The organism is Sphingobacterium sp. UBA5639, assembly GCF_002421245.1.
Classification (GTDB): Bacteria; Bacteroidota; Bacteroidia; order Sphingobacteriales; family Sphingobacteriaceae; genus Sphingobacterium; species Sphingobacterium multivorum.
This window is the reverse complement of record NZ_DIJR01000002.1, coordinates 39,335-53,612: the sequence shown is the minus strand read 5'-3', so window position 1 is coordinate 53,612 and position 14,278 is coordinate 39,335. Positions and strand designations below refer to the sequence as shown.

Annotated in this window: 18 protein-coding genes; 13 read left to right on the top strand and 5 right to left on the bottom strand. The window is 37.8% G+C overall.

The window, feature by feature from the left end:
- Positions 1-22: 22 nt before the first annotated feature.
- From B4Z90_RS01020 to B4Z90_RS01005, 4 genes are all read left to right on the top strand, one after another.
- The gene (locus tag B4Z90_RS01020; RefSeq protein WP_115045781.1) at positions 23-589 is read left to right on the top strand and encodes a K(+)-transporting ATPase subunit C; all 567 of its coding nucleotides are present in this window, start codon (positions 23-25) and stop codon (positions 587-589) included.
- A 47-nt stretch (positions 590-636) separates the two neighbouring features.
- Positions 637-1,722 carry a porin gene (locus B4Z90_RS01015; RefSeq protein WP_070565437.1) on the top strand — a complete coding sequence of 362 codons (1,086 nt, stop codon included), beginning with the start codon at positions 637-639 and terminating at the stop codon, positions 1,720-1,722.
- 61 nt (positions 1,723-1,783) lie between these two features.
- Positions 1,784-2,905, top strand: a complete 1,122-nt coding sequence (locus B4Z90_RS01010; RefSeq protein WP_070565435.1) for a histidine kinase — start codon at positions 1,784-1,786, stop codon at positions 2,903-2,905.
- Between the two features lie 24 nt (positions 2,906-2,929).
- On the top strand, positions 2,930-4,666 hold the full coding sequence (locus tag B4Z90_RS01005) for a HAMP domain-containing sensor histidine kinase (RefSeq protein WP_286801195.1): 1,737 nt from the start codon (positions 2,930-2,932) through the stop codon (positions 4,664-4,666).
- 127 nt (positions 4,667-4,793) lie between these two features.
- Here the strand turns inward: B4Z90_RS01005 and B4Z90_RS01000 are convergent, their stop codons facing one another.
- Positions 4,794-5,795: an aldo/keto reductase gene (locus tag B4Z90_RS01000; RefSeq protein ID WP_046674575.1), complete on the bottom strand. Its 1,002-nt coding sequence runs from the start codon at positions 5,793-5,795 to the stop codon at positions 4,794-4,796.
- A gap of 82 nt (positions 5,796-5,877) precedes the next feature.
- A complete protein-coding gene (locus B4Z90_RS00995; protein ID WP_115045785.1) occupies positions 5,878-6,786 on the bottom strand; it encodes a helix-turn-helix domain-containing protein in 909 nt (302 codons plus the stop codon).
- Positions 6,787-6,970: 184 nt separating this feature from the next.
- Between B4Z90_RS00995 and arsC the strand changes: the two genes are divergently transcribed.
- The 6 genes from arsC (at position 6,971) to B4Z90_RS00965 (ending at position 10,692) form a co-directional block, all read left to right on the top strand.
- Positions 6,971-7,324 (top strand): arsenate reductase (glutaredoxin), encoded by a 354-nt coding sequence (gene arsC / locus B4Z90_RS00990; protein ID WP_112376581.1) that lies wholly within the window; start codon positions 6,971-6,973, stop codon positions 7,322-7,324.
- Positions 7,325-8,023: 699 nt separating this feature from the next.
- Positions 8,024-8,671, top strand: a complete 648-nt coding sequence (locus tag B4Z90_RS00985) for a hypothetical protein (RefSeq protein WP_201303551.1) — start codon at positions 8,024-8,026, stop codon at positions 8,669-8,671.
- Positions 8,672-8,704: 33 nt separating this feature from the next.
- On the top strand, positions 8,705-9,442 hold the full coding sequence (locus B4Z90_RS00980; RefSeq protein WP_115045787.1) for a DUF1266 domain-containing protein: 738 nt from the start codon (positions 8,705-8,707) through the stop codon (positions 9,440-9,442).
- Between the two features lies 1 nt (position 9,443).
- Positions 9,444-9,641, top strand: a complete 198-nt coding sequence (locus tag B4Z90_RS00975; protein ID WP_115045789.1) for a hypothetical protein — start codon at positions 9,444-9,446, stop codon at positions 9,639-9,641.
- A 138-nt stretch (positions 9,642-9,779) separates the two neighbouring features.
- Positions 9,780-10,154, top strand: a complete 375-nt coding sequence (locus B4Z90_RS00970; protein WP_147281970.1) for a hypothetical protein — start codon at positions 9,780-9,782, stop codon at positions 10,152-10,154.
- 91 nt (positions 10,155-10,245) lie between these two features.
- A complete protein-coding gene (locus B4Z90_RS00965) occupies positions 10,246-10,692 on the top strand; it encodes a hypothetical protein (RefSeq protein ID WP_115045793.1) in 447 nt (148 codons plus the stop codon).
- A 1-nt stretch (position 10,693) separates the two neighbouring features.
- Here B4Z90_RS00965 and B4Z90_RS00960 read toward each other — a convergent pair whose 3' ends face one another.
- Positions 10,694-11,143, bottom strand: a complete 450-nt coding sequence (locus B4Z90_RS00960) for a hypothetical protein (protein ID WP_147281971.1) — start codon at positions 11,141-11,143, stop codon at positions 10,694-10,696.
- 302 nt (positions 11,144-11,445) lie between these two features.
- Here B4Z90_RS00960 and B4Z90_RS00955 point away from each other — a divergent pair, with 302 nt between their 5' ends.
- Both B4Z90_RS00955 and B4Z90_RS00950 read left to right on the top strand, forming a co-directional pair.
- A complete protein-coding gene (locus B4Z90_RS00955) occupies positions 11,446-11,880 on the top strand; it encodes an SRPBCC domain-containing protein (RefSeq protein WP_115045798.1) in 435 nt (144 codons plus the stop codon).
- A gap of 45 nt (positions 11,881-11,925) precedes the next feature.
- Complete coding sequence (locus tag B4Z90_RS00950) at positions 11,926-12,711, top strand: alpha/beta fold hydrolase (RefSeq protein WP_115045801.1); 786 nt, start codon at positions 11,926-11,928, stop codon at positions 12,709-12,711.
- Between the two features lie 34 nt (positions 12,712-12,745).
- Here the strand turns inward: B4Z90_RS00950 and B4Z90_RS00945 are convergent, their stop codons facing one another.
- On the bottom strand, positions 12,746-12,946 hold the full coding sequence (locus tag B4Z90_RS00945) for a YqaE/Pmp3 family membrane protein (protein ID WP_046674694.1): 201 nt from the start codon (positions 12,944-12,946) through the stop codon (positions 12,746-12,748).
- A 285-nt stretch (positions 12,947-13,231) separates the two neighbouring features.
- Here B4Z90_RS00945 and B4Z90_RS00940 point away from each other — a divergent pair, with 285 nt between their 5' ends.
- Positions 13,232-13,435, top strand: a complete 204-nt coding sequence (locus B4Z90_RS00940) for a hypothetical protein (protein WP_139144971.1) — start codon at positions 13,232-13,234, stop codon at positions 13,433-13,435.
- Positions 13,436-13,543: 108 nt separating this feature from the next.
- Here B4Z90_RS00940 and B4Z90_RS00935 read toward each other — a convergent pair whose 3' ends face one another.
- Positions 13,544-14,089, bottom strand: a complete 546-nt coding sequence (locus tag B4Z90_RS00935) for a hypothetical protein (protein ID WP_115049336.1) — start codon at positions 14,087-14,089, stop codon at positions 13,544-13,546.
- Positions 14,090-14,278: the final 189 nt, after the last annotated feature.

Sequence of the window (14,278 nt, the reverse complement as noted above, 5' to 3'; positions counted from 1 at the left end):
ATTTTTAATAATTAAAGCAAAGATGAAAACACAAATATATCCAGCAATAAAGATTACAATAGTTTTATTGCTCCTGCTGTCAGTTGTATATCCGGCCCTTGTTTGGGCAATAGCTCAGATAGCACCTAATCATGGAAAAGGGGAAATGCTAGCGTACAACGGGCAAAAGTATTACAGAAATATTGGACAGGCCTTTACGCGTGATGATTACTTCTGGTCGCGTCCTTCCGCTGTTGGTTATAATGCAGCAGGATCGGGAGGAAGTAACAAAGGACCCTCTAATGGGGAATATCTTTCGGAAGTTAAGGCCCGTATTGATACGTTCTTAGTCCACAATCCCACCGTAAAACGCGAACAGGTACCGGTAGACATTGTTACAGCCAGTGGCAGTGGTTTGGATCCAGATATCTCGGTAGAGGCCGCAAAAATACAAATCGATCGTGTTGCGAAAGCAAGAGGTATATCGGTAAATAGCTTACAGTCTCTCGTTGATGCTCACGTTCAGACCCCTCTATGGAATATGTTTGGACCTCGCAAAATCAATGTCCTTGAACTAAATATTGCTTTGGACAAGATGGTTGAAAAATAAAATTGACCTGATGGGTCATTGATTTACACTTTACAAGAACGATATACATGAAAAAACTAGCGATGTTGGCCTGTTTACTCGCAGGAGCAACACAATTATTTGCACAGCAAGATACAACTCAAAATACCCAATTGTCTATCAGTGGTTACCTTGAAGCATATTACCTTCGGGACTTTAACAACCCAATTGGAAATACACGCCCAGGCTTTGTATATAGTCACAACAGAACAAATGAAGTAAACATAAACTTGGCACTTTTAAAAGCTGCGTACGAAACAACAAATACACGTGCAAATCTTGCTTTTGGTGTCGGTACATATATGAATGCGAACTACAGTGCGGAACCCGGTGTCTTAAAAAATATTTACGAAGCGAATGCCGGTGTTCGTATCTCGAAAAAACATAATCTATGGATCGATGCTGGAATATTTTCATCCCACTTGGGCTTTGAAAGCGCTATAGGAAAGGATAATTGGACTGTAACAAGGAGTATTTTTGCTGATAATTCCCCTTATTTTGAAACCGGCGCAAAAATATCCTATACATCCGCATCAGGAAAACTATTTTTAAGCGGGCTTATTTTAAACGGATGGCAGCGGATTCAACGGGTGGATGGTAGCAGTTTACCTGCATTTGGACATCAATTAGTCTATAAACCGACAGCTAAATGGACTATCAATAGTGGTTCTTTTATTGGCAGTGATAAAGCGGATAGCGTCAGACAGATGCGCTATTTTCATAATCTATATGCCATTTATCAAATGAATGAAAAGCTGGGAATTACATTCGGATTTGATATTGGAGCGGAACAAAAAGCAAAAGGTAGCTCAACGTACAATGTATGGTACACGCCTGTGTTAATTGCACGATATGCGACGACCGAAAAATTTAGCTTAACAGCAAGAGGAGAATATTACAACGATAAGCATGGTGTAATCGTTTCGACTACGACAGATCAAGGTTTTCAAACGTTTGGCTATTCTTTAAATGCAGATTATGCAATTCTTCCCAATGTCGTTTGGCGCACGGAACTACGTAATCTCACCAATAAAGATGCTATTTTCCTTGATCGGACAAATAAGTTGGTGAAAAATAGTTTGACGGCTGTCACAGCACTTACAGTTAGTTTTTAAAACAATCGTTCCTGTCGTGTGTTGGATCGGCAGGAACTTTCTGAAATGAAAGGCAATAAAAATGGAAGAAAGGAAAAGCGCTGAACACTTTTTGGACCTTATCCGAAAATCGAGAAGAGGTCGCTTCAAACTTTATATCGGCATGAGTGCAGGCGTCGGAAAAACTTACCGCATGTTACAGGATGCCCATACACTTTTACAGGGAGGAATCGATGTGCGTATTGGCTATATTGAGACACATAATCGGAAGGAAACCCATCAATTGCTGGATGGTCTACCCGTTATAGCCCGACGCCATCTTTTTTATAAAGGCAAACAGTTAGAGGAACTGGATCTTTATGCTGTTTTGAATTCACATCCTGAGGTAGTCATTATCGATGAGCTGGCACATACCAATATTGAAGGTAGCAAAAATACCAAAAGGTGGCAGGATGTTATGGAGATTCTGGAAGCCGGGATTAATGTGATCAGCGCTGTAAATATCCAGCATATTGAGAGTTTAAACGAGGAGGTTAAAGCGATTACAGGGGTTGAAGTGCAAGAACGTGTCCCTGACAGTGTTATTGATTCCGCCGATGAAGTCGTTAACATTGACCTTACTGCAGAAGAACTTATCATCCGCCTAAAAGAGGGCAAGATCTATGACGCTTCAAAAATTCAGGCAGCACTTCAAAACTTCTTTAAAAGCGAACATATCTTGCAATTGCGGGAAATGGCGTTGAAAGAAGTGGCTTCCCAGGTTCAACGTAAAGTGGAGATCGAAGTTCAACCTCAACGATGGGTACGAAAGGAGCGTTTCCTGGCTTGTATAAGTTCCAATGAAATAAAAGCAAAAAACGTGATCAGAAAAACAGCGCGCTTAGCAGGATATTACAATAGCAGTTGGTTTCTGCTGTATGTACAGTTGCCAAAAGAGCGTGGCGATCGGATAGCCTTAAATAAACAGCGGCACCTGATCAATAACTTTAAGCTGGCGACAGAACTTGGTGGTGAAATTATCAAAGTGGAAAGTCATAGTGTGGCAAAAGAGATTATCGCTTTGTGCGAGCTCCGCAAGATCACCACAGTTTGTATTGGTAAACCACGATTATCTCTTTTAAGGATGTTACTTGCTAAGGATACATTTAGCAAATTGCTGACGCAACTGTCGACCGAAGACATCGACCTGATTATATTGTCATAATGATAAAGGTAAATTGTGAATAAGATGAAAATAAAAACGAAACTTACCTTTGGTGTAGGATCACTTTTTCTCATGATCTTTCTACTCGCCACTTTAAGCGGCTGGTCTGTAAACCGGTTAAAAAAGGATACCGCAAATATATTGACAGCAAATTACAACACGCTGCTGTATGCCAAGAATATGTTATTGGCTTTGGAGGAAATTCCTGTTGAAAAAACTGCTTTTAAGAACTTCGAGGTCAACCTTGACAAACAACGGAGAAATGTTACTGAAGTCGGAGAGCAACAAACAACGAACGCGATTGCTGAACATTTTTTAAAACTGAAATATAAGCCCTTAGACATCACTATTATCTCGTCCATCAGAAAGGATATTGCTTTGTTAATGGAGCAAAATATGACGGCAATTTCTAGGAAGAGTATTGTTGCGGATCGCACCGCAGAACATGCAATTTTGGTCATTTCATTTGCTGGGGCACTCTGTTTTATTATTGCTTTTATATTGCTGGTCAATTTGCCGTCCAATATAGCTGATCCCATAGCAAAATTGACAGCGAGTATTCAACAGATTGCAGGACAGAACTACAAAGAACGAATTCAGGTACAGAGCGGAGGTGAGTTTGCTGAACTCGTCGCTTCATTCAATTCCATGGCAGAGAAACTTGAAGAATACGCTGAAAGTAAACTTGAAAAAATTTTAAAGGAAAAAAGTCGAATCGAGTCTCTTGTGGATCATATGCATGATCCGGTGATAGGCTTCGACGAAGAGCGACGTGTTATTTTTGTCAACGAGGAAGCGCTTCGCATCACCAATCTACATAAAGATCAACTTCTCGGAAGATCTGCTTTGGCGGTTTCAGATGAAAATGATCTTGCTAAAGATATTTTTAAAGACCTGTTCCTTCCCGTGGAGCAACGTGAAAAGAATGCTGTTAAAATTTATGCGGACGATAGAGAAAGCTATTTTGAGAAAGATGTTATCGATATCAATGTTTTGCCGACTGGTGAACTGGAATCAAAGTTTATTGGGCAGGTGGTTATCCTAAAGAATATTACGCCATTTAAGGAACTTGATCTTGCAAAAACAAACTTTATCGGCACCGTTTCTCACGAGTTCAAAACACCTATTGCTGCGATTCAGATGGGGGTTCAATTGCTGGAAAATGAACAAATAGGCCATCTGAATACCGAACAGCTCACCTTGTTAAACGGAATAAAAGAGGATTCTAACCGACTGCTTCAAATAACCGGTGAACTGTTAAATATGACCCAGGTTGAAAGTGGTTCCATCCAAATTAACTTACATACGACAGAAATACAGCCTATTATTGAATATGCTATCATGGCGAATCAATTTGCTGCGAATCAAAAAAATATACACTTTGTTATCGAGGTAGATCCCAAAGTGAAAGCTATATTTGCTGACAATGAGAAAACTGCCTGGGTTCTTACCAATTTTCTTTACAATGCGATACGTTACTCGCATGAAGATTCGGTCATTCGTATAGGGGTGGAAAATAACGAACTTAAAACAAAATTTATCGTTACCGACAGCGGGCAGGGGATCGAGCCTAAATATCTGGATAAAATATTTGCACGCTACTTTCGTGTACCGGGATCCAAAAAAGGTGGAACAGGACTTGGTTTAAGTATTAGTAAAGAGTTTATAGAAGCGCAAGGAGGCGAGATTGGTGTTGAAAGTGATTATGGCGCAGGAAGTTCTTTCTATTTTTCATTACGTACTGCTATTCCCGATAATTAATACATACTAATCGGATGGTGTCTGTTCCTATAGTGTATTATGACAACACGACAAAGTTGGATCAGATGAGAACAGTTTTTGAGATTATAAGTGGTGCCGGCGAGCCACTCATAATCTCAAAAATGGATTAATGGTTAACTAAAGCCATAGCACCTTCGCTGTATCGAGCTCCGATATTAGGGTATTTATGGAGTATTTCATCGATTGTTTTTAAATCATCATTCGATAATTGTATGTCAAGGGCGCCCACATTTTCTTCCAGGTATTTTCTTTTTTTAGTTCCTGGAATGGGAATGATGTCATTTCCCTGTGCCAGTACCCACGCTAAAGCGAGCTGTATAGGACTACAGTTTTTATCTTTTGCCAGTAGAGAGAAGTCGGCGACCAATTGTGCATTGTTCAAAGCATGTTCGCCTTGATTACGCGGTAAGGTTCTTCTAAAGTCGTCCGAAGCGAGATTTTCTAGATTTAAAGAATTTGAAAATAATCCACGCGCTAGCGGTGCATAAGGAATTAAACTTATCCCCAATTGACGTACAGTCTTTAGGATTTCTTTTTCTACATCGCGTGTAAGGAGCGAATATTCGCTCTGTAAAGCAGCTATAGGGTGTACGGCATTTGCTTTGATGATTGAGGCGGGGGATGCTTCGCTTAAGCCAAGATACCTCACTTTTCCTTCTTTAACCAATTCCGCCATAGCGCCTACGGTCTCTTCGATGGGAATATTGGGATCTACGCGATGTGCATAATAAAGATCTATGGTATCTATTCCAAGGCGTTTTAAACTTTTTTCCACCGCTAATTTTATCCATTCGGGCGAGCCATCGAAGTAGGTGTTTGCCGTACCACTTGGACCTGCTACTTCATCTTTAAAGCGAAACCCAAATTTTGTTGCAATAAAAACTTTGTCACGGTTGGGAACAAGTACTTTTGAAATAAGCTCCTCATTGGCACCGTTGCCGTACATATCTGCGGTATCCCAAAAATTAATGCCTAGGTCCAATGCTCTTTCCAATGTAGCAATGCTCTCTTTCTCGTCCGTAGGTCCGTATGCAAAGCTCATTCCCATACAACCTAATCCAATCGCAGAGAGTTTTTCATTTGTTGTTCCAAGATTTCTATATTTCATAATAATGACATTTTGTTTAATACAAAAGTACACATGGAATAAACGAAGGGAGTTAAGACAATCAAACAGATTGTTATACAATTCAAACAGAACCGCTTCGGACTTGGTTTGGGGACATCCCCGTTTGCTTTTTGAAGAAATTGGTGAAATAGGAAGGATATTCAAATCCTAGGCTGTAGGCAATATCCGATATATTCCAATTGGTATGCAACAACAAAGCTTTGGCTTCTTGGGCCACACGGTTTGCAATGTGTGTACTGGTGGTTTTGCCTGTGGCTTCTTTTACCGACCTGTTGAGGTGATTGATATGAACCGAAAGCGCATGAGCATAATCTGCAGGGCTTTTCAACTGTAGGCTAAGCTGAAGGGTATTGATTGGAAATTGTCTTTCTAACAGCTCAAGAAATAGTCCCGATACCCTGGTTGAAGCGTTGGTATAAGATCCAAAACTCGCTGCGGGACTCGATTTCATGGTTTCATGAATTAGAAGATGTAGATAACTTCGCAACATATCATCTTTATGAACGTAGCTTGAGTTCATTTCAACTATCATCTTCTGGAAGATTGCAGAAATTTCTGCTAATTGTGTTTCATCCGGAAAATAGATCGGATTGCTGCCTATCTTGAACAGCGGGGAGTCTTTTAGACTTTCTATCCGTTCACTATGCTGTATAAATTCCTCTGTAAATATACAATACCATCCTGATTGTTCTGAGGATTCCGGTTCCCAAGCATAGGGGACAACCGGATTCGCAAATAACATGGCCGGTTTATCGATTTGTATCCACTTATCTGCGTAATATAGTTTTCCACGCCCTATAATAAGGGAGGTTTTATAAAAATCACGGCGATTGTACGGAGATACGACAGTACAGGATTCTCTACTGAAAACATTGAAATGCCCAATTCCGGTATTATTTAGCGGCAAATCCAAATTAGTTAAACCTGGTTGCCTTTTGTAAAAATCTGTTACACTTTCGGCTGATTTCATATCACTAAATTAAAAAAAGTGAAACAATCCTAGGTCATAAATGGATCAGTTTCTCAAAAATGAATTCCAATTTTTGGTTAGCTAATGGTATTTTATTTAAACTGTTTGTGATCTTGTTCGTATTTTTGCGTTATCCAATAATTGTTTTTCTTTATCACAAAGATACCCTTTACATGTTATGGCCATGATTAAAATTTATCATAATAAAAATTGTAGCAAGAGTTGTAATGCATTGGAAGTGCTACAGCATCAAGCTGTGGATATAGAAGTGCAGGAGTACTTAAATGATGTTCCAACCAGAGACCAGTTGATTGAATTATTGGGACAACTCAATTTAAAACCTTTGGAACTTATCAGAAAAGGAGAATCTGTTTTTCAGGAAAAATTCCAAAATCTTCATTTGACCGATGAGCAATGGATCGATGCGATGTTAGCGTATCCGATCTTAATTGAGCGACCTATCGTTGTAAAGGATGGTGTAGCCGTAATTGGTCGACCTATTGAAAAAGTTGTAAAGCTCATTTTGGCTAAACAATAAGTTGGCTTGATCTTTGTAACTTCTTTTTTATGAAGCATTTTATGAATATATTGACAGCCTTGTTCGATATTTTTAAACTATTTGTCTGATCTAACTCATACTTATCTTCAGTGATCTGAACAGACTATTATTTGAGCAAATTAAGTTTATTGATGTCAAATAGGCTATCTATGGTTATGTTTACTTAATCAAGGGCTTGCTGACGTGTTCGGATGCAATATGCTGGTCATTTTTTTCTTATCATTTTCAAGGGCAACAAAGGGAAGATCAGACAGTACTCGGATTCTAACTTTCGACAGTGCTTGTTCAGTGATTACTCAGTGCTTGTTCAGTGATCATTCAGTGTAGACTGAATAAACAATGATTGACTACTGTCTAAAAATTGATTTAAAACTGTTATTAGATACAATTTGGTATCAATGTATTTCAGTTTTATCCTTGATGTCTATGCCTACTCTAGTAAATACGGAAATCATACAGTCTACTTGTATTTAATTGGTTAAAATATTTGAAATTAACTATTGTCATGTTGTTTTCAAATATTGATTATTAAGCTACAAATATCGCTAAGTTTTAACCTAATATGGGTTGCAGATTTAATGGATGAATAATTATGTGCAGATTTACGGTGATCAATGAAAACATGGGATATGTTTTCACGATTTTACAGATTTAAATACTTCATTAAATATTTTTAGTTTGAAAAGAGTCCTCATTATCCTGTTCATATTGCTGGTTTCATTTTTAATTGCAGCGTTTTTTATAAAAGTCAACAAGAGGGAAACCTTACTCTATAAGATACAGCAGTGGGTTAGCTACGATGCAGCAGATTGGGAAAATTACGAAAAAAATAAGCAGCTATTGGCTTCCGGAGCCACCGAAGTAACGACGACAGAAGTGACGGCTGCCGAAGATGATCTATATCCGGTCGATACGAATCGCATATCGCCGGAATTTAGGGCTTTAGAAATCGAAAAAATTAAAAAAGCAGATTTTGGGCGATTAGTAATAGCAAAGTTACGACCCGATCATGAGGATGCACAAATTGCATTAATTCATCTCACAGATCGTAAATTGACCGATGTGATAATCAATCAGAAGATTAATATTAAAGTTGGAACTTGTTTTGAAAACCCAAAAACAGCAGGTAATTATCGCTGTGTAAGTTGTATGATTTTACTTTACAATCGAGAGAAGAAAGATTGGGTTGAAGCTCCAAACGGCGAGAATTTCTTGAAAAATGCCTATGATTTCTACCAGGCGTCCGAAGGGGATATTTGGCAAGCACGCGAGCTGTCCATGAGAATCCCGTACGATTATGCGCTGGTAGCAAAATATAGTAAGTAAGATTTCTTTTAAGTAGTTAATATCAATACCGTTATGTTTAAATTTTTGAAAGAATTATTGAATGCGGCAAAGGAAGGTGTAAATGAAGCCAAAGATGAACTTACTTTGAAAGCCGAAGAGGAAAAAAGGGCGGGAAGTTTAGTACCTGATAACACTATACTTCTGAATATTCCTTATGAAGAACAGTTTGGTAATGCGCTAGGAGCCGCATTTAGAGTGATTGTTTTTGGGGATTGGTTTACAGTATTCGGAAGTACCGGAGATGATGGTAGTTATCCCATTCACTTATATCAATTTGGTAATTATCCAAGAATTGATCAATATAGAAGTGATTTTATCAAATTGCTACAGAGAGATTTTGGTATAACGGATAGAGAAACTTGTCTTCAAATGTTGAGTTCATACTTTACGTTACTTGGGATAGAAAAGACAGGGACCGCATTAGAGGGAAAAAACTGCAAAATTGATACATCCATTTGGGATATCTCCAAATCAGGGGTAAATGCCTTTGTTGTTGCTGTAGTAAGTCATATTACGACATCCGCAACAGACGTTGGATATTTACCAAAACCTGTGGCATTAAATGTTCTCAAGAGTTTGTCACTATATGCGAGAAAGCATTTTATTGATTGGTTGCAATTTTCCGATTATTTCCTGGAAGGAGAAGATCAAGTTGGTGTAAACAGTAAAATTGGGAAATCTTACTTGAAAAGGTATATTGGGTATCTTAAAGAAAAGAAAGGAAGTCCTTGGAATAATATCGCATGGTAGAATGGTAATCATTCCGTCTGAGTGTTGTCTCACGTGGCCTTCACATCCACTACATTTTACAGCTTTGGATTTGCTTTATCAATTTGAACAACAAATCGCTCAGAAACAACTCGGTGACCATAGGTATTTCGAAGGATTAGATGCTATCGAGAAAGATGAAGGGGGAATTCCGATGTTCTATCTGACTTGTGGAAGTTAATTTCTTTTTGTGGAATAAATGAATTCTAAAGGCATCATTTTGGTTCTCAGTTGTGTGTTGATCGTTGTCATGTTGATAGAAGTCTATAGGAAAAATGTAGCTAAGAAATATTTATACGGTGTTAAAAAAAGCTATGAAATGAATGATCATTTTGAGACAGATAAATTAAGAAAACTGTCATCACGTCCCTTTTTATTTGGTATAGAAGATAATCTGCTAAGTGACGAAGATTATTTTTTTGATGAAAATTATTTCTACGCTGTCGGTCGAAGAGGCGGGGCAGGTAGATCCTTTAGGTTAGTGGATATCATTGCGCTTCGTAGGACATCGACTCAAATTAATAATCACTATATCTGGCAAGTCGTCGTTCAATTGGATAGTAAGGGACAGTCCATTTTCAGTTTTACGCATAACTATTCCCTCTGGAATAGGAATTTCTATGCTTTTTATCAAAAAATACGGGAACTAAATCCACATGCAATCAAATCAAAATGGAGTTTGTGGAGGATGTAACAAATTCAATTTCAGCGTTTGTTTTGTACTGAAAAAGTTGTCGTAACTAAAACCGTAATCTAATAGCTTTTGTTATCCTAAGTAAAAGTTTATGGGCAAATTACGATTATTGATCATGAATGTGTTGGCAATTTTTATTTATGGAGCTTGTCAATTTCCTCAGCGCCCACCACAATCCAGTACAAATGAATCTAAGCACAAGGCACAGGAATTACCTTCTAACGTAACCTTTTTTGGTGGTGGAAGATCTAAGGAAATGAATATGGTATCAGGGAAAACAGATACTATTTTCATTTCAGTCCATCAGGCAGATTCGGTTCTTATCAAAATAAAAACTCCCATGGATACAGCCAATGTACGAATTAGTCAGCTTTTTCTGCCCGATGGTTCTTCTGATGGTCCTTTTGGCAAGGAGTTTACCTATAGATTTAAAGATATTGGCCAATATCATATTACTGTGAATGAGAATAAAATGATAGGGAATCATTATTCAGGGCCATATATAGTGCAAATTGTGCCAATAGTTCAATCTTTCTAGGCTATTCGACATCACCTTTGTATTTAATCGTATTATTTACATAAAGCACTGATTTTTTAGCATCGTATCTATAGTTATCCTTCTGATAAATGTCGTTTTCAACTTTATCTAGGATAACGGTTTTTTTACTGTCATCAGGTAAGAATAATTCTAGCTTTGATTTATCCTCGCTAAGGACAACAAAGGCACTAATGACAGCTTTTCCTTCTTCTTTCTCCGTTGGATTTAGGCGTAAGCCAACATTAAAGACCTGGATACATCCTTGTTTGATCTCACTCCAAGTTTGTCCTGCCGCGACCAAGCAACCGTGCTCATCCTTGTTGCCGCCGATCGACGAGGTTGCTTCTTCCTTGCTTTGATCAACTGCTTCTTTGGATTCATTGTTCTTGGGAGTATTATTACAGGCCGTGAAAGTAACAAGACTCATTGCTATAAATGCTAATTTTCTCATTTGAATCGGTTTTTATATGTTCCATGAGGTTCGTACAATAAATATACCACAGTCATCAGTTTATTCTTTATCGACCCACTACGTTAGATTTTCATCCTTTAATTAGCTATAAAGTGTATCTCTACAGTATCGCAGAAAAATGTGTAGCGTACGTCAATATTGTCATAGGACAAGTCGAATTTCTGTATAGTTTATTAATATTGTGATGTCGTTCAATGTAGCCTTTTATCTCAGTACATTAAACGGAATGATTTTAAACCGGTGTAGATAGATAAAAGGATTCTTATCATTTAAAACATCCTATGAAACATAAAGATCAACCTGTAAAAAAATTGGTTTCGGTTATTTTAGTTGAAAAGCAGCTAACCGATGTTTGGAAATACTGGAATGATGCTGAGGCAATTATGCAATGGAATATTCCATTTGACGATTGGCACTGTCCGGCTGCTGGTATCGATTTTAGGGAAGGAGGGATGTTTAATTTTAGAATGGAACAAAAATATAGTCGCGAAGGATTTGATTATGTGGGTGTGTACGATGAGATTATTTGGATGGAGTCTATTGAAAGTAACAGTGGGGGAAGAAAGTGTATTGTGGAATTTCAGGCGATTGACAACAATACAATTATTCGCGAAACTTTCGATCCTGATCCGTTTACAAGTTTGGACCTGCAACAGTCTTTTACCGATGGGGTCTTGTTAAGTTTTAAAAAATTTATAGAAAACAAATCGCTGTAGAAGCGTGTTGCTAATGATAAAAATATAGACCATTTAGTATAAATTATGCGTGAAATAGAATCGAAAAGCGGTTATGCACCTGCTAACGGGATAAAACTTTACTACGAAATATTTGGCACAGGAAAACCTCTCGTACTGATTCATGGTGGTGGCTCCTCCGGTTTTTCGGATTTTGAGGAGACTGTAAAAAGGTTGCATGATCAGTATCAGTTGATTTTGATAGATCTCCAAAATCATGGAAGATCCGATCATCGATCCTCAGCTGAAACATTCGAGCAGGATGCCAAAGATATTTTGGCTGTTCTAGATTTTCTTTCCATCGGAAAAGCTTCGTTTTTTGGCTTTAGTAATGGAGCGACAACCCTTTTGAAATTTGCGACGATGTATCCAGACAAGGTCGAAAAGCTGATAGCAGCATCTGGAAATACCAAAAGAGAGGGGCTTCTGGATGGTTTTTTTGAAAGTATGGAAGCGTCAACTATTAACGATATGCCGCCATTTCTGAAGGAGAATTTTATGAAGCTGAACCCAGATCCAGAGAAGTTTAGAAATATGTATGAAAAAGACAGCCAGCGCATGATACACTTTCAGGATTTTGACGCCGAATCCTTAACGCGTTTGACCTGCCCCGTATTTTTGCTAGGCGGAGACCAAGATGTTGTGAAAACGACACATTTAGCTGCTATGCAACAGCAGATTCCTGCTGCACGATTACTTATTCTACCGGCAAATCATGGCAACTATATGATGGCTGATTTTAATGGCGATGTCGACGTTGAACTGATTGATTTTACATTAAAACAAGTACAACAATTTTTGGAATCTAAATGATGTTCGGGTTATCGAATAACGGAGCCCTAATGATTTATCGGTAATTGCGCATATTGCGTTCCAATTTACGCATGCGCTGTTCATTTTTCCCGTCAACACGCGATGCAACCGCCCATATGGCTGCGGGTATCCAACCAAGTATAGTTATCTGAAGGATCAAACAGAGAATGCCACTTAGAATTTTACCACGTAAAAAAAACGATAACCAAGGAAGTAAAACTGCTATTAGTATCATAAGTAAAAGGTTTATAAACATTAAAATACAAAATTACGGTATTCACTACTAAAAATTGCAAATAATATCAACTTAAGCAAAATAAGTAGTTTTTTTTAGAATTGTAATGTATTGATATATAACGCTTAGTGGTTTTGTCCTGTTAGCTTATGTAAATGTTAAGAAAACTTAAAACATGCTATTGGATAGCCAAATTTAAAAATTTTAAGGAGGAGTGGCACCAAAGTTGATGTTTCCCTGTCGAATATTTTAGATGCAGATTACATATAATAAATGACGGAAAACATGGGAAACGATAATAATATTATTGAGAATTTAAACAGCAAATATCATGGATATCTAGAAGATGAGGGGAAATGGCTCAATGAAGGATTTAAGAATATTTTCATCGATGGGGAACCAAGTAAAGCAAATCTGAAAACCTCGGTTTATCTGATGTTACCCCAAGAGATCAGAGAATATGTCGATCAGTTGTTACCCAACGATTGATTATAAAATTATACGAACAAGTAAATCAAATTAAAAGTTTACTAGGATCAGTTTGTCCTGATTTTAGTAAACTTTCTTCTTTAAAAAAAAAAGGACCAGTAAATCTTATTAAATGCCGAATTCTTTCACGGTTTGGCAAATTTGCTCTTTTTGTTTTCGGCTTAATACGTTCAACATGGTCAGGATTTCTTTACCTTGAAAAGTCTCAAGCTCAAGTCTCGGACCCAACCAATTGCTTTCAATAACGCGGATATTAACGATTTGAATGTAGGGCACGAATACCAGCGCATCCAGATCTGCCAAAGCCCACACACTCCCGGTCTTTTTTTCGATCCGTTTAAAATACAATCCTTTTTTATCTGTCCGGGCTCGGATAACTTTCCTGCTGTTTTTTAGAAGAAGGAAGCCGCCGATAATAAAAGATAAGTGGAGTAACAGCATAAATAATGAGACTAAAAAGCGAAATACGTCTTTAAAGTCAAGTACCATGGCGCTGAAATTCTCTTTAAGTGAATTATGAGGATGATAACCGATAAAACAAGTCGATATCCCCATTAAAATCAAAATACTGCCAATGATAATGGATCGCCAATTTGGTAGGTAATAATTGATAAAGGTTTCACTGTCTGTAGCTGCTAATTTTCTCCTTTTCATATCTAAATATAGGGACCTTATAAATTGACTGCATCGAAGAATTACAATTCGTTCAGAAGCATTTATAATTCGACAACTATTAGTTATAGGGGCATGAAGTCTGTTTTTGAAATTATTATGAACTTGTTTATTGGTCGCATCGAAATCCATGCTACCGAAGATTGGACCACTGTACATCTGCTATCTGGA

What these genes read in the sequence shown, in the direction of transcription:
- B4Z90_RS01020 (WP_115045781.1), top strand. Translation starts at nt 23, where the DNA reads ATGAAAACACAAATATATCCAGCAATAAAGATTACAATAGTTTTATTG.
- B4Z90_RS01015 (WP_070565437.1), top strand. Translation starts at nt 637, where the DNA reads ATGAAAAAACTAGCGATGTTGGCCTGTTTACTCGCAGGAGCAACACAA.
- B4Z90_RS01010 (WP_070565435.1), top strand. Translation starts at nt 1,784, where the DNA reads ATGGAAGAAAGGAAAAGCGCTGAACACTTTTTGGACCTTATCCGAAAA.
- B4Z90_RS01005 (WP_286801195.1), top strand. Translation starts at nt 2,930, where the DNA reads ATGAAAATAAAAACGAAACTTACCTTTGGTGTAGGATCACTTTTTCTC.
- B4Z90_RS01000 (WP_046674575.1), bottom strand. Translation starts at nt 5,795, where the DNA reads ATGAAATATAGAAATCTTGGAACAACAAATGAAAAACTCTCTGCGATT.
- B4Z90_RS00995 (WP_115045785.1), bottom strand. Translation starts at nt 6,786, where the DNA reads ATGAAATCAGCCGAAAGTGTAACAGATTTTTACAAAAGGCAACCAGGT.
- arsC (WP_112376581.1), top strand. Translation starts at nt 6,971, where the DNA reads ATGATTAAAATTTATCATAATAAAAATTGTAGCAAGAGTTGTAATGCA.
- B4Z90_RS00980 (WP_115045787.1), top strand. Translation starts at nt 8,705, where the DNA reads ATGTTTAAATTTTTGAAAGAATTATTGAATGCGGCAAAGGAAGGTGTA.
- B4Z90_RS00975 (WP_115045789.1), top strand. Translation starts at nt 9,444, where the DNA reads ATGGTAATCATTCCGTCTGAGTGTTGTCTCACGTGGCCTTCACATCCA.
- B4Z90_RS00970 (WP_147281970.1), top strand. Translation starts at nt 9,780, where the DNA reads ATGAATGATCATTTTGAGACAGATAAATTAAGAAAACTGTCATCACGT.
- B4Z90_RS00965 (WP_115045793.1), top strand. Translation starts at nt 10,246, where the DNA reads ATGGGCAAATTACGATTATTGATCATGAATGTGTTGGCAATTTTTATT.
- B4Z90_RS00960 (WP_147281971.1), bottom strand. Translation starts at nt 11,143, where the DNA reads ATGAGAAAATTAGCATTTATAGCAATGAGTCTTGTTACTTTCACGGCC.
- B4Z90_RS00955 (WP_115045798.1), top strand. Translation starts at nt 11,446, where the DNA reads ATGAAACATAAAGATCAACCTGTAAAAAAATTGGTTTCGGTTATTTTA.
- B4Z90_RS00950 (WP_115045801.1), top strand. Translation starts at nt 11,926, where the DNA reads ATGCGTGAAATAGAATCGAAAAGCGGTTATGCACCTGCTAACGGGATA.
- B4Z90_RS00945 (WP_046674694.1), bottom strand. Translation starts at nt 12,946, where the DNA reads ATGATACTAATAGCAGTTTTACTTCCTTGGTTATCGTTTTTTTTACGT.
- B4Z90_RS00940 (WP_139144971.1), top strand. Translation starts at nt 13,232, where the DNA reads ATGGGAAACGATAATAATATTATTGAGAATTTAAACAGCAAATATCAT.
- B4Z90_RS00935 (WP_115049336.1), bottom strand. Translation starts at nt 14,089, where the DNA reads ATGAAAAGGAGAAAATTAGCAGCTACAGACAGTGAAACCTTTATCAAT.